Annotated in this window: 28 protein-coding genes; 10 read left to right on the forward strand and 18 right to left on the reverse strand. The window is 33.0% G+C overall.

What is annotated here, in order from left to right; translation table 11 throughout:
• The 7 genes from ACQY56_RS12285 to ACQY56_RS12315 all read right to left on the reverse strand — a co-directional run.
• The coding region (locus tag ACQY56_RS12285) for a hypothetical protein (protein ID WP_428743772.1) at positions 1 to 909 on the reverse strand (909 nt) is incomplete at its 3' end.
• Positions 910 to 1,030: 121 nt separating this feature from the next.
• A complete protein-coding gene (locus ACQY56_RS12290; protein WP_428738393.1) occupies positions 1,031 to 1,513 on the reverse strand; it encodes a DUF4149 domain-containing protein in 483 nt (160 codons plus the stop codon).
• Positions 1,510 to 2,340 (reverse strand): peptide chain release factor N(5)-glutamine methyltransferase, encoded by an 831-nt coding sequence (gene prmC, locus ACQY56_RS12295; protein WP_428738394.1) that lies wholly within the window; start codon positions 2,338 to 2,340, stop codon positions 1,510 to 1,512. Before prmC ends, ACQY56_RS12290 begins: the two co-directional genes overlap by 4 nt.
• Positions 2,322 to 3,581, reverse strand: a complete 1,260-nt coding sequence (locus ACQY56_RS12300) for a M48 family metallopeptidase (RefSeq protein WP_428738395.1) — start codon at positions 3,579 to 3,581, stop codon at positions 2,322 to 2,324. The genes prmC and ACQY56_RS12300 overlap by 19 nt, the downstream gene beginning before the upstream one ends.
• An 18-nt stretch (positions 3,582 to 3,599) precedes the next feature.
• Positions 3,600 to 3,803 carry a hypothetical protein gene (locus ACQY56_RS12305; protein WP_428738396.1) on the reverse strand — a complete coding sequence of 68 codons (204 nt, stop codon included), beginning with the start codon at positions 3,801 to 3,803 and terminating at the stop codon, positions 3,600 to 3,602.
• A 118-nt stretch (positions 3,804 to 3,921) separates the two neighbouring features.
• Complete coding sequence (locus ACQY56_RS12310) at positions 3,922 to 4,215, reverse strand: Dabb family protein (RefSeq protein WP_428738397.1); 294 nt, start codon at positions 4,213 to 4,215, stop codon at positions 3,922 to 3,924.
• Between the two features lie 40 nt (positions 4,216 to 4,255).
• Positions 4,256 to 5,617, reverse strand: a complete 1,362-nt coding sequence (locus ACQY56_RS12315) for an SLC13 family permease (protein WP_428738398.1) — start codon at positions 5,615 to 5,617, stop codon at positions 4,256 to 4,258.
• Positions 5,618 to 5,735: 118 nt separating this feature from the next.
• Here ACQY56_RS12315 and ACQY56_RS12320 point away from each other — a divergent pair, with 118 nt between their 5' ends.
• Together ACQY56_RS12320 and ACQY56_RS12325 are read left to right on the forward strand one after the other, a co-directional pair.
• Positions 5,736 to 6,629, forward strand: a complete 894-nt coding sequence (locus ACQY56_RS12320) for a GGDEF domain-containing response regulator (protein WP_428738399.1) — start codon at positions 5,736 to 5,738, stop codon at positions 6,627 to 6,629.
• 17 nt (positions 6,630 to 6,646) lie between these two features.
• Positions 6,647 to 9,007: a cache domain-containing protein gene (locus ACQY56_RS12325; RefSeq protein ID WP_428738400.1), complete on the forward strand. Its 2,361-nt coding sequence runs from the start codon at positions 6,647 to 6,649 to the stop codon at positions 9,005 to 9,007.
• 21 nt (positions 9,008 to 9,028) lie between these two features.
• Here the strand turns inward: ACQY56_RS12325 and ACQY56_RS12330 are convergent, their stop codons facing one another.
• From ACQY56_RS12330 to ACQY56_RS12355, 6 genes are all read right to left on the reverse strand, one after another.
• A complete protein-coding gene (locus tag ACQY56_RS12330; protein WP_428738401.1) occupies positions 9,029 to 9,919 on the reverse strand; it encodes an NAD(P)H-dependent glycerol-3-phosphate dehydrogenase in 891 nt (296 codons plus the stop codon).
• Entirely contained in the window at positions 9,919 to 10,599 is a 681-nt protein-coding gene (locus ACQY56_RS12335) for an NAD-binding protein (RefSeq protein WP_428738402.1), read from the reverse strand. The genes ACQY56_RS12330 and ACQY56_RS12335 overlap by 1 nt, the downstream gene beginning before the upstream one ends.
• A gap of 2 nt (positions 10,600 to 10,601) precedes the next feature.
• Complete coding sequence (locus ACQY56_RS12340; protein ID WP_428738403.1) at positions 10,602 to 12,179, reverse strand: ion transporter; 1,578 nt, start codon at positions 12,177 to 12,179, stop codon at positions 10,602 to 10,604.
• Positions 12,179 to 13,609: an Asp-tRNA(Asn)/Glu-tRNA(Gln) amidotransferase subunit GatB gene (gene gatB, locus ACQY56_RS12345; protein WP_428738404.1), complete on the reverse strand. Its 1,431-nt coding sequence runs from the start codon at positions 13,607 to 13,609 to the stop codon at positions 12,179 to 12,181. Before gatB ends, ACQY56_RS12340 begins: the two co-directional genes overlap by 1 nt.
• A 240-nt stretch (positions 13,610 to 13,849) precedes the next feature.
• Complete coding sequence (locus ACQY56_RS12350) at positions 13,850 to 14,107, reverse strand: hypothetical protein (protein ID WP_428738405.1); 258 nt, start codon at positions 14,105 to 14,107, stop codon at positions 13,850 to 13,852.
• Between the two features lie 13 nt (positions 14,108 to 14,120).
• Positions 14,121 to 14,822 (reverse strand): F0F1 ATP synthase subunit A, encoded by a 702-nt coding sequence (locus ACQY56_RS12355; protein ID WP_428738406.1) that lies wholly within the window; start codon positions 14,820 to 14,822, stop codon positions 14,121 to 14,123.
• A 110-nt stretch (positions 14,823 to 14,932) separates the two neighbouring features.
• On the opposite strand from ACQY56_RS12355, the gene ACQY56_RS12360 reads away from it, so the two are divergent.
• Positions 14,933 to 15,499: a Tll0287-like domain-containing protein gene (locus ACQY56_RS12360; protein WP_428743773.1), complete on the forward strand. Its 567-nt coding sequence runs from the start codon at positions 14,933 to 14,935 to the stop codon at positions 15,497 to 15,499.
• Between the two features lie 13 nt (positions 15,500 to 15,512).
• Here the strand turns inward: ACQY56_RS12360 and rny are convergent, their stop codons facing one another.
• Entirely contained in the window at positions 15,513 to 17,081 is a 1,569-nt protein-coding gene (gene rny, locus ACQY56_RS12365; protein ID WP_428738408.1) for a ribonuclease Y, read from the reverse strand.
• On the reverse strand, positions 17,082 to 17,657 hold the full coding sequence (locus tag ACQY56_RS12370; RefSeq protein WP_428738409.1) for a 5-formyltetrahydrofolate cyclo-ligase: 576 nt from the start codon (positions 17,655 to 17,657) through the stop codon (positions 17,082 to 17,084).
• 55 nt (positions 17,658 to 17,712) lie between these two features.
• Between ACQY56_RS12370 and ACQY56_RS12375 the strand changes: the two genes are divergently transcribed.
• The 7 genes from ACQY56_RS12375 to ACQY56_RS12405 all read left to right on the forward strand — a co-directional run bounded on the left by ACQY56_RS12375 (position 17,713) and on the right by ACQY56_RS12405 (position 22,564).
• Positions 17,713 to 18,267 carry a TlpA family protein disulfide reductase gene (locus tag ACQY56_RS12375; protein WP_428738410.1) on the forward strand — a complete coding sequence of 185 codons (555 nt, stop codon included), beginning with the start codon at positions 17,713 to 17,715 and terminating at the stop codon, positions 18,265 to 18,267.
• Complete coding sequence (gene ftsY / locus ACQY56_RS12380) at positions 18,268 to 19,146, forward strand: signal recognition particle-docking protein FtsY (RefSeq protein ID WP_428738411.1); 879 nt, start codon at positions 18,268 to 18,270, stop codon at positions 19,144 to 19,146. It abuts the gene before it with no gap.
• A gap of 88 nt (positions 19,147 to 19,234) precedes the next feature.
• Positions 19,235 to 20,581: a DNA repair protein RadA gene (gene radA, locus ACQY56_RS12385; protein WP_428738412.1), complete on the forward strand. Its 1,347-nt coding sequence runs from the start codon at positions 19,235 to 19,237 to the stop codon at positions 20,579 to 20,581.
• A gap of 74 nt (positions 20,582 to 20,655) precedes the next feature.
• The gene (locus tag ACQY56_RS12390; protein WP_428738413.1) at positions 20,656 to 20,916 is read left to right on the forward strand and encodes a hypothetical protein; all 261 of its coding nucleotides are present in this window, start codon (positions 20,656 to 20,658) and stop codon (positions 20,914 to 20,916) included.
• A 19-nt stretch (positions 20,917 to 20,935) separates the two neighbouring features.
• Positions 20,936 to 21,577: a carbonic anhydrase gene (locus tag ACQY56_RS12395; protein WP_428738414.1), complete on the forward strand. Its 642-nt coding sequence runs from the start codon at positions 20,936 to 20,938 to the stop codon at positions 21,575 to 21,577.
• Between the two features lie 66 nt (positions 21,578 to 21,643).
• Entirely contained in the window at positions 21,644 to 22,195 is a 552-nt protein-coding gene (fliL, locus tag ACQY56_RS12400) for a flagellar basal body-associated protein FliL (RefSeq protein ID WP_428738415.1), read from the forward strand.
• A 144-nt stretch (positions 22,196 to 22,339) separates the two neighbouring features.
• Positions 22,340 to 22,564 carry a hypothetical protein gene (locus tag ACQY56_RS12405; protein WP_428738416.1) on the forward strand — a complete coding sequence of 75 codons (225 nt, stop codon included), beginning with the start codon at positions 22,340 to 22,342 and terminating at the stop codon, positions 22,562 to 22,564.
• A 115-nt stretch (positions 22,565 to 22,679) separates the two neighbouring features.
• On the opposite strand, the gene ACQY56_RS12410 is transcribed toward ACQY56_RS12405, so the two are convergent.
• The 3 genes from ACQY56_RS12410 to ACQY56_RS12420 form a co-directional block, all read right to left on the reverse strand.
• Complete coding sequence (locus ACQY56_RS12410; RefSeq protein WP_428738417.1) at positions 22,680 to 23,285, reverse strand: Fic/DOC family protein; 606 nt, start codon at positions 23,283 to 23,285, stop codon at positions 22,680 to 22,682.
• Positions 23,266 to 23,412, reverse strand: coding sequence for a hypothetical protein (locus ACQY56_RS12415; protein ID WP_428738418.1), 147 nt, complete (start codon positions 23,410 to 23,412; stop codon positions 23,266 to 23,268). The genes ACQY56_RS12410 and ACQY56_RS12415 overlap by 20 nt, the downstream gene beginning before the upstream one ends.
• Before the next feature lie 111 nt (positions 23,413 to 23,523).
• Positions 23,524 to 23,823, reverse strand: a complete 300-nt coding sequence (locus ACQY56_RS12420) for a nucleotidyltransferase family protein (RefSeq protein WP_428738419.1) — start codon at positions 23,821 to 23,823, stop codon at positions 23,524 to 23,526.
• Between the last annotated feature and the right edge of the window lie 75 nt (positions 23,824 to 23,898).

Consider the following 23,898-nt stretch of genomic DNA (forward strand, 5'->3'; position numbering starts at 1 on the left):
TAAATTATGATGTATATCTAAACTCCATCCACTTGCTAAAGAGGTGTCATCTAAATAAGCACTTTGGTAATGAAGTGCTATATCTGTTCCAACAAGTGCTATATCTTCATGAAATACTCCTGCTGTTGGGGAGACGTAAGAAGCTACGGGTTGTTTTCGACATTTGTCTTTATCTTCTGGTGTTGCTTTTACACATCTGTACTCTTGTTCACAGCTTACTTGTCTGGTTTGTACAGTACCGTCTAAAGCACTACACTCCTCTGAGCGGTTATTATCATCGCTCCAGCTAAATAGTTCTTGTTCGTTTGTTGCTAGGTTTGGGTAGGTGGTGTCTGGGGTTTGGCAAATCTTCTTATTGCCATACAAATAAAAAGTTCTAGGTTCTACTGCACAATTATCAGACCAACACTGTAAATCGGTATAACTAGATTGAAAAGCAATCAATTGTGTATCACATTCAGATTGACTACCAAAATCGCCTAATAATTGTTTATTTAAAGGTTGTTCAGGATCGGTTACACAAGGCTCCACACAAGATTGAGAACCCTCATCCCATACATAACCATCATTACAATCTACCGCGCAACTGAAGGTAGCAAATAGGGACTCGTAAGCATCACCGTGATTGTTTGCAGCTAAAGTACAAGTATATACAAGAGAACGATGCATTGTACTCTCCTCGGGAACATAAGAACCATTCAATACAGAACCAAAAGTCTGAGCACAATAATAATAAGGAGTAACATCAATTTCTGAAGAATGATATGATGTACAATGGTTTGGGTCATAAATATAAGTAGGCTCTTGAAGAGTTGCAGTAAGAGTTTTTAAACCGTCATAAGAAAATAATAAATTTGAAGTTAAAACTATAAATACAAAACCAAATAATACACCCCTAAAAAACCTCATCAAAACTCCAATCACAATAAATTAAGTTGATAATATTAAAACATTGTTATGAGTTTTATATGAAATATATTTTTTCTTGTTTTTTATTGGTTGTAGTTACGATTATTCACACTATTTTATTTTAAGAGGTACGCAGAAGCATTAAACGGCGGATAAATAAGATAAACAGTGCTACAGCCAAGATTTTAAAATCTATCTCACTTGCTATGTGGATATTGTCAAATGTATCGCTTTGAGTAGCTTCTGTGCCTAGTTTTTGCATCTCTAAAATCTTTGGTGTGTATACAGCAGCAAACAAGAGAGAAGTGAACATTGTGATAAATCCACTTACTATTGCTATGTTATCTCTTTGACCTTTTTTGTACATCATCGCTTCATACACAAAGACATATGCAGTTACAAAATATATCCAAAATGAAAATCTTCTAAATATCTCACCCATAATGATGCCAGAGTTATAATGGTCAAGTAACATTCCAACGAGTAAATTGTCATTATGAAAAACAACAGGTGCGACGAGTGCACCTAAAACTAAAACAGCTCCTAATGTTGCAGCTATCACTAGTAAATAACTAAAATCTAAATATATATTTCTTTTTATCATTGTGTTGCCTTTAAAGTAAAACCTCTATCAAACTGACTGAGGTCTTTGTAAAAATCTAAACTCGCATACTCTTTGTTTTTCAAATAGTTCACTATTTTATCTTGTTGATCATAACCCATCTCACAACTAAAAAATTTAATTTTTCGTTTTAAGACTGCATCAAGAAGTTGTTTTATGATCTCATCTCCAATCTCTCCACCAAAAAGAGCATTTTGAGGCTCATACGAGAGATTACTCTCTAACTTTGCATCATTTGCAATGTATGGAGGGTTTGAGATTAAAAAATCTACTTCCTCATCAACAACATCTAAAAGTGAACCAAGACGTAACTCTATTTTTTCTTGTAGTTGAAATTTTTCAATATTTTTCTTTGCAACTTCAAGAGCTTTGAGTGATATATCTACAGCTATAAACTTTGCATTTGGCAGATGCAATGCAAGGACGATAGAGATAATGCCACTGCCCACACCTACTTCCACAAAAGTATCTGTTGTATCGTTTGGAACTCTTTTCAAAACTTCATCAATGAGAAGCTCCGTTTCAGGGCGTGGTATCAAAGCACCTTCGTCTATATAAAACTCTTTAGAGTAAAAACTTACTCTATTTGTTATGTATTCTAGTGGTTCATTTTTTGCACGTCTTTGAACTAGTGTGAAGAAATCATCATCAATTTCAACTTCACTATTTTGATTTGTAATAAGCCAAAGTTCATCTTTCTCTAAGTAATGAAGTAAAAGAAGTTGTGCCTCTCTTTGTGAACGCTCAATCTCTTTGAGTTGTTCACTAACAGTTTTTAGAAGCTCTTTGACTATATATTTGCTTCGCATTGACCCTCTAGTGCACTTTTATCAACACCTTTTATATCTACACCTAGAACTTTTAAACGCTCTATCACTGGTGGATGTGTATAGTGAAAAAAGATATAAATAGGATGTGAGAGTGGAAAACTTTTATTTTCTTCCACTAGTTTAGTCAAAGCATTTGCAAGTTCTATCTCGCCACCATTGCCACCAAGTTTACTTCCCATCTCATCAGCAGCGTACTCATTTTTTCTACTAACAAAGCCCATAATTGGCATCATGATAAATCCAAGTACTGGCATGAACAGCATAAAAAGTATCATAACCACATATGGTTCTTGTGAGAGTCCAAGTTGTAGATATAAACTCTCAGGGATATTGCCAAAAATAGCAAACATCACAAAAAGCATCCCGCCCATCATAGCGATGTTTTTGTAGATATCACCATGTGCAAAGTGTCCAAGTTCATGTCCTAAAACTGCTAAAAGCTCTTTTGATGAGAGTTTTTCTAAAAGTGTGTCAAACAACACTACACGCTTTGCTTTTCCAAAACCACCAAAGTATGCGTTGAGTCTTGCGTCACGCTTAGAAGCATCACTTATAAATACTCCACTACTCACAAAACCTGTTGCATCCATAAGACGTTTTATATCAGCATCTAAAACCTCATCTTCAAGTGGAGAGAGTTTGTCAAAAAACATCGCACGAAATGTTGGATAGAGCATATTGATTAAAACTATAATGGCAAATATAAAAGCAAAACTCCACAACCACCACAACTCAAAGTTTGCTAAGATCAGATACACTCCCCAGACTACAAGTGAGCCAAGTAATAGTGTCATTACAAATGAGATAAGTGTATCTTTTATCCATTGAGCCATTGTTGATTTGTTAAAACCAAACTCTTGATCGAGTACAAACTTTTCATAATATGTAAATGGTAAAGAGATGATCGAGTTAATCACAATAAATCCCATAACTATCACTATGTTTTTTACTGCTTCATCTTGAAGGAAATAAAACTGATTTGCAAGATACCCTATACCAAAACCTACCCAAGCTAAAAACAAAAGGTAGTCTGTAAAATTGTTGACAATAGAGAGTTTCTCTTTTGCTACACCATAGTTTCCAGCTTTTAAATATTCACTAGGAGATAATAACACTGCCTCTTTTTTTTTGGCTTGATTTATATAACCTATCTGCATAATACTTGTATAGATGGAGATAAGGAGATATAAACTATATATCCCAATGATAACGCTTAACATGAAACCTCTTTATTTTTTTTATTCAACTGGTATAGATTTTATAGACTTTTCAACAGGGATATTATCCCCCTCATTTGTAAAAATTTTTGAGGCAATTACATAGATACTACCTATAATAAGTCCAGAGATAATAACTGCCCAAACTATCTTTTTCTTTTCACCTTTTAAAGTGTCATAGTCACTCATACTTTCTAATGTTGGTTCATTTGACGGATTGTTCATTATATATCCTTTATTCGAATTTTTGACATACTATCACACTAACTTAAAGAAAGAATAAACGGTTTGAAACTAACTTGACGTTTTAAGTCTATTTTTTATTTTGTTTATCCGTCAAGATTTATTCAAGGATATAATCAACTACTTTTGACTCAACCGTAACCTCTTTTATAAGTGCAACCACGTTCAAATGCTCAGGGTGGATAGCATATGCTTGTAAATCCTCTTGCGACTCAAATGTTGAGTAAAGTGCCAAATCCATAGCCCTATCAGCCTCTGTAAAGTTGATACCAACTTCCATAGTTTTCAACTCATCAATCAACTCTTCAAGTTTTTCCAGTTTTGCTTGTACTTTTGCTAAATTTAAAGCTTTATTTTCCTCTTTAAATTTAAACATTACGATATGAACTACCATATTTTGAGTCCTTAAATATTTTTTCAAATCTTATCAGATTTTAGTTAAAAAACAGACCCTTCCAAAAAAATTCTGCAATCATCACTATAAAAAATATACCCAATAAATTTAGTACTAAACCAAAACGAAGCATATCTTTAACATGTACTACTCCACTACTCATCGCAATGGCATTTGGTGGGGTTGCAATAGGGAGCATAAAAGCGTATGATGCACATAAAGTTGCTACCATCATAAAAAGTGTAGTGTTTATCCCAGCTTGTTCAGTTACCGAGTAGATGACAGGAAGCATTATAGATGTTAAAGCAGTGTTTGAGGTGATCTCTGTTGAAAAAGTAACTAAAAAAGCGATACTAAAGAGTAAAAGCAGAGGTGATAACTGTGTCATATCGAGTAGATATGATGCAATCTGATCGGCTAAACCTGTAGCCATAAATGCTTTTGCTATTGAAAAACCTGCACCAAAAAGCATAATGATTGCATAAGGAATTTTGTTATGATCTTCTATCCAATTAAGTATACTAAAGGGTGGCATAAACAGTACTAGCCCAAATCCAAGCAAGATGCCACTCTCGTTTAATCCTAAACCATTCCAGTATGGTTTTATAGGTGCATTTACAACTAAAAGTAGTATCAATGCACCAAGAAGTAAACTCACTTTTTTCTGATTATTTGTCATTTTTGGAAGCTCAATATTGCGTGCAACTTGCACATCTTTTACACCTATACTTAACAGATAACTCATACTCACTATCATCATAAGTGAAAGTGGTGCTACCATCACCATCCATTGAAAAAATGGTATAGCTTCTAAACCATTATCTTCCATAATTCCAAGCAATATTAAGTTTGGTGGTGTTCCAATTGGTGTAAGTATCCCACCAATACTTGCACCATATGCTATGGCAAGTGCAAAACGGAGTTTAAGCTTTTCATTTTCAGTTATAAAAATAGCAATCGTAATGAGTAAAAGTGTTGTAGTTGTGTTTGAAAGAATTGCACTCAGTAATCCTGCTGTAATTGCTAATGAGAGGATCATTGCTCGAGGTGTATTTGGAAATATATTTAAAATCTTATCTGCTATGCGCACATGCAGTTTTGTTTTTTCAACTGCAATCGCAAGTAAAAAACCACCTAAAAACAAATAGATGATTGGATGTGCATAATTTACAGTGGTCTCTTTTGTGCTAAGAAATCCAAAAGCTGGGAACAAAATAATAGGAAGTAAGGAAACAACACCAAGTGGCAAAGCCTCATTTGTCCAAAGTGTTACTAATAAAGCAATAAGTGCAAGTAAAATACTTTGCTCTTGATTAAAAAATTGTAATCCTAAAAAAAAGACAACTATACCGATAAAAATGGCTATAACAATCTTTTTTACAACTACAAAATTTTCATTCAAAAACAATCCTTAAATTTTTTATGTACTAGAGAATATCTTCTTTTTCTTAATGTTAAGTTAGTTTTAGCTAGACTATTCAAATTTGTTTAAATATATAGCATCTTGTTTGGGAGATATAATGGTTCAAAATATACTAATTGTTGATGATGAAAAATCAAATATCGATATACTCCTCGGACTTTTTGACAAGATAAATGGAAAAAACAACTATAATGTAATCGCCGCTTTATCAGGGAAAAAAGCCTTAGAAGTTGTGCAAAAAAGAGAGATTCATCTTATCTTGCTAGATATTGTCATGCCAGAGATGGATGGGTATGAAGTGTGTAAAATTTTAAAATCAGATATAAAAACCAAAGATATCCCTATACTTTTTATCACTGCCAAAACTGATGATGAATCTATATCCAAGGCTTACAATATAGGTGCGGCTGATTATGTTACAAAACCATTTCGTCCTGTAGAGTTACTTGCTCGGGTATCTATCAACTTAAAACTTCAAAAAACTATTGCTAAACTTGAATATATGGCATATTATGACCCAATGACAAATATTTATAATAGAAGAAGATTTTTTGAAGTCGCTACTGAAAAATTTATAAAAGAAAACGAGAATCTTTATGCAGTTATGGTGGATATTGATAAATTTAAAGCTATTAATGACACCCACGGACATGCTGTTGGAGATAAAGTTATAAAAGTGATCGCAAAAACCCTCAAAGAACATCTTGTGAATGAAGCAGTATTTGGAAGAATCGGTGGTGAGGAGTTTTGTATCATATATAACTGTGATTCTGATAGTGAAATCGTGAAGCGTGTAAACACAATTATAAAAAATATTGAAGCATTAGATATTGAAATAGGTGACAACACATTTATAAAATCAACCATTAGTAGTGGTATAGCCAAGTTTGACCCTACTATGTCAACGATTGACCATCTTCTTCATAAAGCAGATGAAGCGCTTTATGAAGCCAAAGATACAGGTAGAAATAAATCAATTTTTAGATTATAACTCTTAGAGGACTATGTATGTTGCAGTCAAAAATTTTAAACAAAACCGCTATTATTTTTAGTATTTTAATAACATTATTAAGTATTTTAATTTATAACTTAACACTTTTAGGTCTTGAACAACCTTCAAAAAATTTAGAATCAAATCAAGCTATTTTAAAAAAAATTGCTACTCTTGTTGATGACTTTAATCTATCTCAACCTATCTCTCTTGAAGAAAAAAAAGAGCAATTAACCAGTCTCACTCAACCTACTTGGGAAATAATCCAAAAAAAATATGAACTATCAAAGCCTGAAAATATTGATCAAGTATTGGTACAACGAGCAAAACTATTTCAACATCGTTTAGAAAAACTTTATACTAAAAATAAAAATCAACTCTCAAAAAAACAACTAAAAGAAAAAATCGTCAACTATATAAGAACTCATAGATATGGAAAAGAGAGTGATGGTTACTATTTTGTATATGATTTTAATTCACGTTTAGTTTTACACCCTATCAAACCATCTATTGAGGGTATTAGCCTCAAAAAAGTCAAAGATGCTGATGGAGTTTACTACATCAATGAAATGGTTCAAGTTGCCAAAGAGGACGGAAGCGGCACAGTAAAATATAGATGGAAAAATCCAAGTTCAAATGAAGTTGAAACAAAATATGCATATGTATTTAAATTTAAACCTTACAACTGGGTTATCGGTACAGGAGAATACGCAAGTCAACTCAATGAAGAGCTTAAAGATGATGTTTTTGAAACAATAAAAACACTTCCTCATGACACTACCAACTTTTTTGTTATAGATTACAATAGCACTGTACTATCACATCCACTTATAGAAACTGGAAGTGATTTTTCCAATATTCAAGATTCACATATTGCATCTATGATCCAACAAGCAAAAACAGCTAAAGAAGGGACTTATCAAGATATTTGGGAAAAACCAAAACTCTCTTTTGTAAAAGATTTCCCTACTTGGAGTGTAGTTATTGGTGCAGATATTGATTTTCAAGATACAAAGAAAAATGATGCTATCACAAACCAGAAATTTATCTCTCAATTAAAATCGTTAACATCTGGGCTTACACAAGAGGATGTCACGCCAAAAACATCATCAAATGAAGTAACAACATCAACTCTTTTGATTGTGATATTAATTGTCTTTATTTTTACACTTCTTGCTATTTTCTTGCTAAAAAAACTTTTAGACCCTATAGTTTCCCTTTCAAAACAAGCATCTTTGCTAACTACTGGTGATTACAATGCACAATCAACCTATTATAGTAATGATGAAATAGGTCATTTATGCCACGAATTTAATATTATCGTGAGTATATTGAAAAAAAACATCTCACAATCAACACAAAAAGTTGAAAATGATAAAGTTGAAACACTTCAAGATAATAAAATTCCGCTGAAAGAACAACTTGGTTCCCTAAAAGGAAGTTCCATACTCTTAGTAGAAGACAATCAAATCAATCAAGGGATTGTCTCAGAGCTTTTAAAAGAGAGTGGTATAGTACTGGAGATTGCTAATAATGGGAAAGAAGCATTCGAGATGTTTGTCAAAAATTCAAGTTTTGAACTTATTTTGATGGATATACAAATGCCAATCATGGATGGTTATGAAGCAACGAAAGCGATTAGAAAAACGGATAAAGATATCCCTATCATCGCGCTTAGTGCAGATACAAAACCTCAAGACATTCAAAAAACAAAAGATGTAGGGATGAATGACTATTTAAACAAACCTATCGAAGTTGAACGTCTTTATAAAATAATTTTACAATATGTTTCAAAAAAAAGCACAATTTCTCTATCTCAAAATAATTCCACTGATGATTTATTTGAACTTCCATCTTTTAATAGCATAGATACGCAAGAAGGTTTAAGACATTTAGCGGGTAATAAAAGTATATATCTAAAACTTTTGAATAATTTTAAAAATGATTTTAAAGATATAGATTTACATTTACTCAATGATGAAGATTTAAAAATATTTTCCCATACATTAAAAGGTTTAAGCGGCAATATTGGTGCTACTAACTTACATCTTGTAACTCAAAAACTAGATGAGACCTTAGATAAAAACCTATTTGAAGAGTTTTACAAAGAGCTTAATATTGTTATAGATGAACTCAATGAAAAGTTAGAACTCCAAGAAGATGATTCAACTAGGAAAGAACCTATAACAGTACAAATCAAAGAGGAGTTATTTGCAAATCTAAAAGAGGCTATAGAGCTGATGGAACCCAAAAAATGTCGTCTCATTATTGAACAGATTGCAACATATCAACTTTCAAACAAAGATTACAAAACATTTATAAAAGTACAAAATCTGATTGAAGCGTATGAATTTGATGAAGCCTTAGAGATATTGTAAATAGAACAATATCTCAATATCCTATTTAGACAATAAGTCTTTTAAAGATGCCTGAGGACTTTTTCCCTCTAACATCTCATAAACTTCCTTTGCTATTGGAAGATAAAGATCATTTTTTGTAGCTATCTCATAGAGTGCATACGCAGTCCCTATCCCCTCAGCTACTTCACCTAACTCTTGAAGTATATCTTCTTGAGATTTTCCAGCAGCAATGCCAAGACCTACACGAAAGTTTCGACTCATTGTAGAAGATGCAGTTAAAAATAGATCCCCTGCTCCACTAAGTCCTAAAAAAGTCTCCTCTTTAGCACCATAACTTCTACCAAAACGCTCCATCTCAACTAAACCTCGAGATGTGAGTGCAGCGGCTGCATTTTTCCCTAACTTCAGCCCTTCACATATCCCAGCAGCAATTGCAATCACATTTTTATATGCCCCAGCTATCTCTGCACCTATAACATCGTCAGAACTATACCCCTTTATAAATTCAGGGAACATTGATGCAAACTCATCTGCAAGTTCTAAATTGGTTGAGTTCACTACTAAAGCAGTGGGAAGTGATTGTATAACCTCTACTGCAAATGATGGACCAGATAAAAATGCTATATTCTCTTGTGGAATGTAGTCGTTATATATCTCATTTAAAAACTTTCCTGTTTTTGCTTCAATCCCTTTAGAAGCAACTAAAACTTTTTGCCCAGTAAACTTGAAATTATATTGTAACCATGATGAAATTTGTTGTGCAGGAACTGTTATGATAATGTACTTACATGTTAGTGCATTTTCAAGCGAAACAAAGTTTTCTAACTCTCTTGGTGTTCTTGAAGTGATAACAACTTCATTATTTTGAGAAAATGCGTATGCAAGTGCACTCCCCCATTTTCCAGCACCAATAACTGCTATTTTACTCATTATTCCTCACCTATGTACTTTTTAAACTCTTGTATATCTGTTTCATACCCAACAACGATAAAGATATCTCCATTAGAAATAACATTATGTTTTGCTCTTGATGAGTATATAAACTCATGTGAGCCATCTTGATGTATAATAGATAAAACAAGTACACCGTGATCCCTGCTCCAGTTAATATCTGCTGGATATTCTCCACCAAAACGCTGGGCATTTTTCACTTCTACTTGTATAACTTTGAGTGGACTATCTTCATACAAAATGTCATGTAAAACTTCTGTCACTATCGGTTTTTTGAGCATATCTGTGATAATGTTTGCAGTGGTTTCCACTATAGGAATTACTTTCGTTGCTCCTGCCATATGAAGTTTATTTGAATCCTCATTATTTTTTGCAAGTGCTATAATAGTTACATCTTTAAACACAGAACGCAGTGAGATCGTTAAAAAGATATTTTGTGCTTCATCTTTGAGTGCACAAAATATGATAACTTTTTGCATATCATGCTTCTCATTGAGCTCATCCCAGTCATCACTTAGATCAAACTTTTCATAGTGAAAATCACTCAGTTGATCTTCTAAATCCCCTAAACTAAAAATCGTTACATTTGAGTACTTGTATTGAACATTTTTAGCAATCTCTACACCATATTCATTATTTCCAAAAACTAAAACGCTCATACTCATGATTCACCTCTTTTTGATGCTCTTGACATCAGGTGTTTTGTAAACTCTTTTATAAAGATATGGTTTCCAACAACAAATAAAACATCCCCAACTTCTAAAAGCGTTGCATCTATTGGGTTAAAGAAAAATCTATTAGTTGATTTTTTATGTATACCGAGCAATACAACTCTAAAGTTTATATTGCCTAGTTCTGAAACTTGTGAAATATTATCTACTATTCTTTGTGTTATAGTTATCTCATCAACTTTTATAGTTGAATCTTCTGCACGAATGGCATGGATCACTTCAAATGCTACAGGCTGTCCTACATACTCACGTGCAACAAGCCCTACAAACTCTTTATCATCAAGTATCTCATTAACCCCAGAAAAAATAAGTTTTTTTCTATTTGTACTGTTCATTAAAAGAGACATTATCTTTACATTTTTATCTATTGCACGGATTGTTAAAGCTGTATAAACATTTTGCACATCATTTTCATGTAAACAGAGTATCGCTTTTACTTGTGTTGCAAGATTTATATTGAGTTTTTCATAACTATCAACATTACCAGGATTATAGTTAAGCGCTTTTAAGCCGTCTTTTTTGGCCTCTTCTACACGTTCACGTGATTCATCTAAAATCACTACATGAAATTTTGATCTTTTTAATTTTTTTGCTACCTCTTTGGCAATACTTTCATACCCACAAATGATATAACTCTCTTTATGTTTTGAGACATCTTGAATAACTTTTGCCTCTTTAATATCCTCTAACTTTTCTGTAAATGCAGATACAAAGAGTGATGTAGTAAATGCTAAAACTGAGATACCAGAGAGGATAACTACTATAGCAACAAACTGCCCCTCAGGAGAAACAGCAACAACATCCCCATATCCAACTGTAGAGATTGTAACGATAGACCAATAAAATGCTTCATAAAGCGTATCTATTTTAGACTCTGGATCATTTGCTTCCATAACATAGATAAGTACTGAAGCAACAAAGATGACAATTGCTGCAAACATTGCTAATGTAAAAAATTCAAACTTTTTACTTGCAAGTACTGAAGCAAAAGTATTAAAACTTTTTGCATATCTAAATATTTTAAAAACTCTAAAGAGGATAAATACACGAAGAAGTCTTAACTCATGGAAGAAAGGCATAATAGCTAAAAGGTCAATAATAGCTTTTAGAGATAAAACATACTCCATTTTCTCTCTAAAAACTTTTCTAACAACATATCCAAGGCTAAAGTCTCTTCCTAAAAGATCACTATACTCATCTTGTTCAATAATAACTTTTGAGATACTGCTATGTATCCAAAGTCGAAGTATATACTCTACAAAAAAGATAAATGAGATCACGTAAGCATTGAAAATATTTAAAGCATCATGGATATCTCGCTTTACTTCGTAAATCAAAATACCAACACTTGCAAAAATAAGTACCATCATAAATAGGTCAAAATATTTTTTGTACCTATAATCATCATTTTCTAATAAATTATAAAAGAAACGTCTTTTTCTCTGATACGTATCAGAAGAGTTTAAATAGTATGCAAAGTTTACTAAAAGACGCTTCAGTGTTTTCATCAGCTCAGCTTTTGTTTGAGAATTACATTTACAGCTTGAGGATTTGCACTCCCTTTACTTGCTTTCATAACTTGCCCAACAAAGAAACCTAGAAGTTGCTCTTTACCAGCTCTATACTCCTCTGCTTTATCTTGATTTGCATTAATAATTTCATCACACATCGCTTCAATTGCACCAGTATCTGTAACTTGTTTTAATCCAAGTTTTTCAATAGTGGCATCAACTTCTGAGTCTTCATTTTCCATCATAAAATCAAGTACCTCTTTTGCAGCTTTTCCTGAGATAGTTTGGTCATCAATTCGTGCAGCGATAGTACCTAGTTTTTGTGCATCTACAGGTGAATTTGTGATATTAAACTCACCTTTTAGACGAGCCAGTAACTCTACTGTTAAAAGTGAGGTTGCAGTTTTAGCACTTACTCCATCAATCGCCATCATAGCTTCAAAAAAGTTTGCCATCTCTACTTCGGATGTAATGACAGATGCATTGTACTCACTCATTTTGTATTCATTGATAAAACGCTCTTTTTTTGCATCTGGAAGTTCTGGAATTTTTGTGAACTCTTCCATCATAGTGTCAGTCACTTCACATTTTAAAAGGTCTGGTTCAGGAAAATATCTATAATCAGCTGCTTCCTCTTTCCCACGCATAGAACGTGTTTCACTCTTAACCTGATCAAAAAGACGAGTCTCTTGAACTATCTCATCTTCATACACACCATCTTCCCAAGCCTCTATTTGACGAGCTACTTCAACCTCTATCGCTTTTTGGATAAATTTAAAAGAGTTGATGTTTTTAATCTCTACACGAGTATAAAGCTTTTCATCCCCTTTTGGACGGATAGAAACGTTTACATCACATCGAAATGAACCCTCTTGCATATTTGCATCTGAGATATCAATATAACGTAAAATAGAGTGTAGTTTTTTAAGATATAACACTGCTTCTTCAGCACTTCTCATATCTGGCTCACTTACAATCTCTAAAAGTGGTGTCCCTGCACGATTTAAGTCAACTTTTGAGATATCTCCATCATGAATGTTTTTTCCAGCATCTGCTTCAATATGCGCACGATTTATTCTCATAGTTTTACTTGAACCATCTTCAAAATCAATGGTTAGTTTTCCATTCTCTACAATCGGAGTATACAATTGAGTAATTTGATACGCTGATGGTGAATCTGGATAAAAGTAAGATTTTCTATCAAAATATGATGTTTTATTTATGGTTGCATCAATCGCCGTTCCAAGCATGATAGACTTATGTAAAACTTCTCTATTTAACACTGGTAATGCACCAGGAAGAGCTAAACATGTTGGACAAGTATTTGTATTTTGTTTATGATTAAAACTCGTAGGACACGAGCAAAAAAGCTTTGTTTTTGTGTTTAGTTGTACATGGACTTCTAGTCCTATAACGACTTCAAACATAATGTTCCTTGGGAATAAAAATAATTAGTTGATTTATAATAGCTAAATTATCTTTTAAATCTGCTAAAAAGGGGAATTAGGTATCTATGAATGCCCTATACCTTCTGCCAATAAGGTATAGAACTTTTATCTCTTGGAAAGGGAGGTAAATATCCTTGAATCTTAGGATAGCAAAATTATATCATCTCTATAATTAACAAAAGAAAAAAGTCTGATTAAATTTTATGCAATAAATGAAGATTATTTATTTTCTAATATTTTTTGAAGTAATTCAGTTTGTTTTTTAGCTTCTTTGAGTCTCTCTTTATTAACATGTAAAGCGTCTAAAACTAAAACTAAAAAAAGTGAAACGATGATATATAGGAATGTAAGTAAAAAAGCAATTGTAAAACCAAAGTGGAACAAGATAGCAAAAAGAGCAAGAGCACCAAAGAGAATAATCCCCCACGATGCTCCAAGCAAAAAGCTTATAACTCGATCAAAACTATCTTTTTGCATTATTTTGGAGTTTTTAGTGTTCCTCAGTAGCTACCGCACCACCAAGATAAACGTATGTAAGCATCATGAAAATAAATGCTTGTAAAAATGCCATAAATGTTAAAAGTGCATATGGGATCATAGGAAGTGCCCATGGTGCTAACATAAGGATTACCATCAAGAACATATCATCCCCTTTTACGTTACCAAAGAGACGAAATGAAAGTGAAACTAAACGTGAAAAATGAGACACGATTTCAATTGGGAACATCAACCAGTATAACCACCAAACAGGTCCTAAAAAGTGTTTGAAGTATTTTATAACACCTTGACGACGAATACCTTCAAAGTTATAGTAAACAAATACAACAAGTGCTAATGTTAAAGGCATCTCTAAAAATGCTGTTGGTGCTTCAAAACCAGGGATTACACCAATTAAGTTTGCAATACCTACAAATAAACCAATAGTCGCTACTAATGGTAGATAACGAGAAGCGTTCTCTTTACCCATAACATCTGTTCCCATTTTAAGAACACCACCAACATATGCTTCCATAATGTTTTGAGTACCTTTTGGTACAAGTTGTAAGTTAGACATTGCAACTTTTGCTAAGATAATAGCAATCCCTGCCGATAAAAGCATATGAGCTGTATATACTACCAATTTATAAGTCTCTGGGTCTGCGTGATGAGAAACACCAAAGATAGAACCTATGAACGTAAATAATTCAGGCATCGAAAACTCCAAAATTCAAAATAATGGTGCGATTTTACTCAAAGTTGGATTAAATTATTCTAAGTTTGGTACAATTTTTAGAATATTTTTTAATCAAAAGGAAAAAAATGATGAAATTTTTTAGTTCAATTACCTTAGTAACCCTCAGTTCTATAAGCCTTTTAGCTAATGATACAGCCAATTTAACAGATGTTATGCAAAAAGGGAGTGCGAGTACAAAACTTTTGATGCAAACACTCGGTAAAAATATGAAAATGCATATGAAACAAGGTGGTGCTATGGAAGCACTTGATTTTTGTTCACAAGAAGCATATAACCTCACTGAAGCTGTAAATAAAAAATTACCAGAGGGTGTAAGTGTCAAAAGAGTATCTCTTCTTACAAGAAATCCAGTTAATACCCCTAGTGAAGATGAAAAAAAAGTTTTACAACATTTACAAGAACTACAAGAAAATAACGAATCACTTCCAAAAAGAATCGTAGAAAAAATGGATGCACATACATATAAATTTTATAAACCTTTAGTGATTGATAACGAAGCTTGTTTAAAATGTCACGGGGATGTACAAAATGAAAAATTAAAAGCAGAAATTTTAAACAGATACCCAGAAGATAAAGCTATGGGCTATAAAATGGGCGATATAAGAGGTGCTGTTGTTACAACAGTTAAAAAATAGTTTTTAGAGTATGCTATTTTGCATACTCTATCGCCCTACTTTCACGAATAACATTCACTTTAATCTCTCCAGGATATTGCACTCTCTCTTCGATTTCAGTTGCTATTTCACGTGCCATTAAGATAGACTCATCATCATTTACTAAAGTAGCATTAACAATGACTCTCACCTCACGTCCAGCATTAATCGCATATGCTTGTTTTACACCTGTATGCGCTGAAGCAATATCTTCAATCTCAGTTACACGTTTTAAGAAACTTTCTAATACTTCACGACGTGCCCCTGGACGTGCAGCTGAAAGTGCATCGGCTGCACATACTGCACCACACTCAATCGATTTGATCTCTTCTTGATCGTGGTGTGCATAGATAGAATTAATCACAACTTCATCCTCGTTGTATCTTCGACAAATCTCAGCACCTAAATCAACATGATTTCCATCGTGTTCATGTGTTAAAGCTTTTCCAATGTCATGCAATAATCCAGCACGTTTAGCCATACGTGGATCACCACCCATCTCACCAGCCATAACTCCAGCTAAGTTTGCAACTTCAAGTGTATGTGCTAGTGCATTTTGTCCATAAGAAGCTCTATAGCGTAGACGCCCTATAAGTTTCATCAAATCAGGATTCATTACACCTATATCTAACTCAGCTACGATCTCTTCACCCTCAGCTAAAATTCTCTCTTCAAACTCATCTGAAACTTTTTCAAATATTTCTTCTATGCGTGCTGGTTGGATGCGTCCATCTTCTATGAGAAGTTGTAAAGTTTTTGTTGCAATCGCACGACGATATAGATTAAAACTACTCACTAAAATCGCATTTGGTGTATCATCTATAATAATGTCAACACCTAAAAGTGTTTCAAGGGCTTTAATATTTCGCCCCTCTTTTCCAATGATACGACCTTTTAGCTCATCACTTTCTAAATGGACTAAATTTGTTAAGCGTTCAGATGCAAACTCCCCTGCAAAACGGCTAGTTGCTTGTGCTAAGATATAGTTTGCTTTTCTTTTTGCCTCTTCTCTGGCTTTGTTTTCATATTTTCTAACTATGTGAGATATCTCTCCACGAGCTCTATCTTCTACATTTTCAAGTAATACTTTTTTTGCTTCTGCTTGTGTCATTCCAGCTGAATGTTCTATAACACGTACCGCTTCATCTATTTTTTCTTCATATTTCTTTTTTAATGAAATTAAAGATTTTTCATTTCTCTCTATATTTACTTTTTGTGCTTTTATATGTCTTGTTTCATTTTGAAGTTTTTGCTCTTCAAGCTTTTTATAGTGTTTAAAATCACCCTCTAATTTTCTTAGTTGCTCTTCTCTTTGAGAAAAATCTGCACGTGCTCTATCTTTTGCACTATCAAACTCTTTTTTTGCTTCGAGCTCTATCTCACGTGACTTTAATCTTGCACGCTCTAGTAGAGTTTGCGCTTCATTCTCAATAGCATTTGCTTTTGCTTGGGCTTGTTGTGTATAAACTTCAAAATTTGCACTAGTCAGTTTTTTAGAGATGAAAAAACCGATAACTCCACTAACGATGGCTGTCCCGCCACCAAGGATTATCTCATTTAACATCTAATGTCCCTTTTTAATTGCTACGCGTCTTTTGTGTATCTCTTTTTGTGGTGTTATCAACACATCTGCCTCAATGTCATGAACATCACATATATGCTGTTTTGTGTAACATAGTTCTGGTTGTATAAATATAGTAAATGGTTTTTTCTTTAGCTTTGCAAAGAAGCGATCATACATCCCTTTACCAAAACCAACCCTTTTTAAATTTCCATCCACACCTACACTAGGCACTATAGCAATATCTATTTTTTTTATATCTCTTAATGTGTTGCCAGCTTCAAAAATTCCAAACTTTTTTTTCTTAAGTGGCATTCTAAATGGTACCATCTTAAAACTTTCGCCTTCCATAAATGGTACATAAATCTCCAATTTTCTCCTCATCTTTTTTATACTTTTTGATATATCTGCTTCAAATGGTAACGAGTTATATACTAAAACTTTTTTATGTTTATATTTTTTTAAAACCTGTAAAAGCCTTTTTTGCACGAGTGCATTACGATGAAGTTTATTATGTGTATAAGCATTTTGTATTTTTTGTAATGATTTTTTTCTAAATATTTCTTTTGTAAGAGTCATATAAAATCTTTATGGTTATAATTTCGCTTATTTTACAAAATTGAGGCAAAAATTTATGTTAAAAAAATCTTTTATTTTATTATCCGTACTTGCTGGTCTATTTTTCAGTGCATGTTCAAACGATGAAAACGATGCCAATGCACTCCTTGCAACAAATGAATTTGTATTAAAAGAGTTATCAGGTCAAGAGTATGTGATTCAAAAAGCAAATGATGGTTTTGTTTTAAAAACCAAAGAAAATCAAGTAATTATTCTAGATATTTTTGCAACTTGGTGCCCACCTTGTCAAGCTGAAGCATCACATCTCACAAAACTTCAAGAAAGATACAAAGATAATTTAACAATTATTGGTATTACTGTCGAGGATGATTTAAACAATACAAAACTACAAGAGTTTAGATCAGAATATGATGCACAGTATCCACTCGCAAACTCAAGTGAAAATCGTCGTATTATAGATGCTGTAGCAAATCATTTAAATATTAGAAGAAATTTTGGTATTCCACTTATGGCTATGTATAAAGATGGAAAACTGGTAAATTATTATCAAGGTGCTACAGAAGAGGAATTTATTGAAAGCGATATTAAAAAAGCATTAGGACTGCAATAGATGTTTGGTTTTATAAAAAAATCTTTAGGTAAAACTGCAGAAGCAATTAAATCTGTTGCACCTAAAAAAAAGATATCATTTACAAAAGATGAGATCGAAGATATTCTACTTGAAGCTGATGTCGAGTACGAGCTTGTAGAAATTATAATAAATGAAATCTACCAAGATAAAGTAACTCGTGAAATTCTTCGCTCAAAACTTTTAGCAACCCTAGCGTATACAGAATACAAAGAGCCTGAATTTACACCACCATTTGTTGAACTTATCGTAGGTGTAAATGGTGCTGGGAAAACAACAACGATCTCAAAACTAGCACAACGCTATAAAAATGATGGCAAAAAAGTTATTTTAGGTGCTGGAGATACTTTCCGTGCAGCTGCAATCGAGCAGCTTACACTTTGGGCTAAAAAGCTAGATATTCCGATCATCTCATCTAATCAAGGGCATGACCCTTCCGCTGTTGCATTTGATACGATTGACTCTGCCAAAGCAAAAGGGTATGATAATGTTATCATCGATACAGCAGGTCGATTACATACACAAACAAATCTTGCAAATGAACTTAAAAAAATCAACCGCATTTGTGACAAAGCACATAGTGGAGCACCCCATAGAACAGTTCTTATCATTGATGGTACACAAGGAAACTCTGCAATCAGCCAAGCGAAAGCCTTTAATGAGATGATAGGGGTTGATGGTATCATCATTACAAAACTCGATGGTACGGCAAAAGGTGGTAGTGTTTTTTCTATCGCTTATGCACTTGAACTGCCAATTTTATATGTTGGAACTGGTGAGCAACCTGACGATCTTACACCATTTAACAAGTATGAATTTGTTGATTCTTTACTTGATGCAATCTTCACAGAAGAGGAATAATTAAAAGAATATGACATTTTGTCATATTTCCTCACTTCCCCTTTTTTTTCCTATACAATTTTCATAATTCAACTTAAGGCTTAAACTAATGGCAAAAGCGAAAATACTCTACGAGTGCCAACATTGTGGAATGACGACACCAAAATGGATGGGAAAATGTACGAATTGTGGAGCTTGGGATAGTTTTATAGAACTGAATCAACAGCAACAAGATATTATAAAGCAACTCAAATCTCCCTCTGCAAAAAATGCAAAAGCGATTAGTATAAATGATGTTGTAGAGGATGAAGTTACACGCTTTAGCTCACTCGATATTGAACTTGACAATGTATTAGGTGGAGGAATAGTTCCAGGGAGTTTAACGCTCATTGGTGGAAGTCCTGGTGTTGGAAAATCTACACTTTTACTAAAAGTAGCATCAAATCTTGCCTCCACTGGAAAAAATGTTTTGTATGTTTCAGGGGAAGAATCAGCTTCGCAAATTAAGATTAGAGCAAATCGCCTCAACTCTAACCATGATAGTCTATACCTTTTAAGTGAGATACGACTAGAGCAGATTTTAGTAGAACTTCAAGAAAGAAAATATGACTTTTTGATTATTGACTCTATCCAGACAATATACTCAGAAAATATCTCTTCAGCACCCGGAAGTGTGACACAAGTTCGCCAAATTACATTTGAGTTGATGCGCATTGCTAAAGAGCAAGATTTAGCAACTTTTATCATCGGTCACATCACTAAAGAAGGTTCAATCGCAGGGCCTAGAGTGTTAGAGCATATGGTTGATACTGTGCTATATTTTGAAGGGGACTCTTCACAAGAACTTCGCATTCTACGAGGATTTAAAAACCGTTTTGGAGCAACCAGTGAGATTGGTGTGTTTGAAATGAGGAATGATGGCTTAGTGAGTGCGACAGATATAGCTTCACGATTTTTCAATCGCAACTCACATCAAGCTGGTTCTGCACTAACCGTTATAATGGAGGGAAGTCGCCCTATTATTTTAGAGGTACAAGCACTTGTTTCTGAATCTCATACTCCAAATGCAAAGCGTCAAGCAACTGGTTTTGACAATAACCGCTTAAATATGCTCCTAGCTCTCTTGGAGCGAAAACTTGAAATCCCTCTCTCAGGATATGATGTATTTATAAATATTACAGGAGGAATCAAGATCACTGAAACTGCAGCTGATCTTGCAGTATTGGCTGCAATAATTAGTAGTTTTCGTGATCGAGCTATTTCAAAAGAGACTATTTTTATAGGGGAAGTTTCTCTTGTTGGGGATGTTAGAGAAGTTTATGGACTTGATAATAGACTTAAAGAAGCAAAAATGCAAAATATCACTAAAGCATTAGTCCCTAAAAAACCATTAGAAAAAACTCCAATAAAAACATATATAGTGGATGAAGTGACAAAATTATTGCAATGGTACTAGCTTTAATTTATACACAAGTAAAGATTCTGCATAATATATAAAAGTTTTATAAATCAATTTTTAAGGTACTAACAATGATAGATGCAGAAGTGAGAAGTGAAGAAAAATTTTCGAGATTGTCTTTAGCATATGAGTCTGAAGATGAAAAACAAAAAGTTACAGAATGTATAAATGAACATACTTCAAAACATTCAATGAAACCTGAGATGTATACAACAAAAGTTGCTAATGGGAAAGAGGTTTTAGTTGTAGAATATCACGAAGATAATAATCGTGAATCTGGCGATATCTTTGAAAGAATTTTATGTTCTTTAGATATCAAAGAGTGTAACTAAACTCTTCAAAGGTACTACTATGAACCTTGAGGATTATGCAGAGGGGAACAAACTATTTCGAACTTATTTTAAAAAAAATAAAGAGTCTTTAGAAAAACTTGTCAAAGGTCAAAAACCAAAAGCACTTTTTATTGGTTGTTCAGACTCTCGAGTTATTCCAGATTTGATGTTGCATACGAATCCTGGGGATTTGTTTGTTATAAGAAATGTAGGGAACTTTGTACCACCATTTAAAGCTGATGAAGATTTTCATGCTACTGCTTCTGGGATAGAGTATGCTGTAAGTGTTTTAAATGTTAAAGAGATTATTATTTGTGGGCATACCCACTGTGGAGCATGTAGATGTCTTTATGAGCCATTAACAGATACAAGTTTAGTACATACTCAAAAATGGCTAGAACTTGGTGAAAGTGCAAAAACATCAGCAATATTAAGTTTAGGTGCACATGCCCCACTTGATAAATTACTCAGACTTACTGAAAAACTTTCAGTTATGAAACAGATTGAAAATATCTTAACGTATCCAGCTGTAAATAAACGCTTTGAAGCTGGTGATTTACATATTCATGGATGGTGTTATGATATTGAAACTGGTTTGATAGAGTATTATAATGCGGATACATACGAATTTTTACCGTTGAATGAACTTTCATCGCATTAAAATTTTATTTTTTTTCATAAAATTCGATATACTAACAATAAATTTAAGATAGTTCAAGGACGAAGCATGGCTGAAGAAGAAGTAAAAGAAGAAGAATCGGCACCCCAAGAGAAAAAATCTAGCAAACTACTAATGATTATCATCATTGTGGTTTTAGTGCTTATCATTTTGCTTGGAGCTGTGGCATTTTTATTTATAGGTGGAGATGATGAGGCTGCAGTATCTTCTGCTCCTGTACAACAAGAAAAACCTAAAAAAACGATAAAAAAGAGCTCTAATTATGATGGTGATGAAGACTTACGTTCACTCAATGAAATAGGGATACTCTATCCACTTGATACTTTTACAGTCAATTTAAAAAGTGATTCAGGAAGAAGATTTCTAAAAACTACTATTTCGCTAGAACTTGAAGGCGAAGAGTTAAGTTTAGAACTTGATGCGAAAGCACCAGTTTTACGAGATAGAATCATTAGAATTTTAACTTCAAAAACACTTGAAGAGGTTTCTTCTAAAAAAGGAAAAAACAAACTCTCTCAACAAATTATGGATACTCTAAACTCTATGATATCTGATGGTAGAATCAAAGGTATCTATTTTACCGAATTTGTGATTCAGTAGGCTAATTTTCTCAAAAATCTTCAAATCCTCCCAAGCCCTTGAAAATAGGGCTTTTCTTACATTACACTATCATCAAATTAAATCGTAAAAAGTCATGTTTTTTCATAATATGCGGACTTTTTGCGGACTTAAAAGTGAGATATTATGAAAGTGTTAAGCCCAAAAATTACGACTTCTCAAGCAAGAGTTTTTTACAAAGAAGTTGTAAATGATGAAAATAAAGTAGTTGATAAAGTCTTTTTGATTAGATATAGAGATGAAATAGGTAGAGAAAAACAAAAGACAATAGGTAAATATTCTCAAGGTGTCAACGACGGAGTTAAAAAGAGAAAAGCGAATCACTCTTGCTTTAACTCAAGAAGAATATAACTACTTAGTTAAAATGAAAGAGACACTAAACCGCCCTACACTTGCTTCAACTATTCTTTTCTTTATGGAAAGAGGTAGAGAAGCTGTTAGAGAAGATTTTAGTAGGGAGAGATAGTTAAGAACTTAATCCACTTAAAATAATCTCTTCTAACTTCGTTGTATCTGCAAATTGAACACATTCAATTGAAGCTTCGATATATTTCTCATTATCAATCGAAGCAGTGTAATCAATTGGCTTGTAGCCATTAAATACAGCTAATAAATCACAAAATAGTCTTAAAACTCTTCCATTTAACTCATAAAATGGATGAAGAGCAATTAATTCACCTTGATAATAAGCTAGTCTTTTTGCAAAGTCTTCTTTATTATCAAAAATAGTTAAATACTTATCTTGTTGTAATTCAGAGAAAATTCGCTTTGATTCACTATCTAAATACTCAGCTAAACAAAATTGAGAGTCTCCCTTGCTCATATTTTCATTTCTATATTTTCCAGCAAAATCATAGAGAGATTCAAAAGTTTTTTTGTGAAGATTTATAAAATATTCTTCATCAAACTTTGTGTCATCATTTAGTTCACTTAAAAACTTTTCATAAGCTTCTATAAGTAAATCATTTTCAATTTCATGAATTACTTCTGCATCTGAAATGTCTAGCTTGTTTTTTGGAACATCCGAACCATTTAGATAAATAGGGCTGTCATCAAGCTGATACTTGGACATTGTATTTAGCCATAATTCTTTTTACTTTAGTAGATAAAGATTTTGAAGCAGGTTTATAACCTTCAATTTTTTGAGAGTTAGAAACAATTTTCACAATATCTTTTTTTGTTATTGAAGATGTTTTCATTCGTTTATTTTCCTCTCGCTCTTTTAATAAAGTAATTATAGCATAATAGGTAAATTGTATCTGACAATATCTTCTATACATTCATAGATTTTTTAAAGTCTCTGTAATCCACTAGACATTGATTAAATCTTTCAATATTGCTTTATTTGAATCTGGCACTAAATCAATAGGTGCTTTAAAAGTGTTTTGTAGCTCTTTTTTAATGTCATCTATACGAAGCAGTTTTGCAAAACCATCCCGATAGTTTGAAGAAAATTTATCATAATCTAATTTGTATGCTATATCAATATCACTAAACTTTGTTTGTGAATCTTTTGCATAGCTTCCAAATAATCCTAAAAGTATTAAACCCTCTTTTTCATATGCTGGTTTAAGCTCTTTTAGTTTTGATAAAATCTCATTTTTTGTCATCTTGTAGTGCCTTATCTATATGTGTATTACCTTGCAAATATGCAAGATTATAACATAAAATCTCCACTTTTTTTT

It is taken from the genome of Sulfurimonas sp. (genome assembly GCF_050296975.1).
In the GTDB taxonomy this organism is placed as follows: Bacteria; Campylobacterota; Campylobacteria; order Campylobacterales; family Sulfurimonadaceae; genus Sulfurimonas.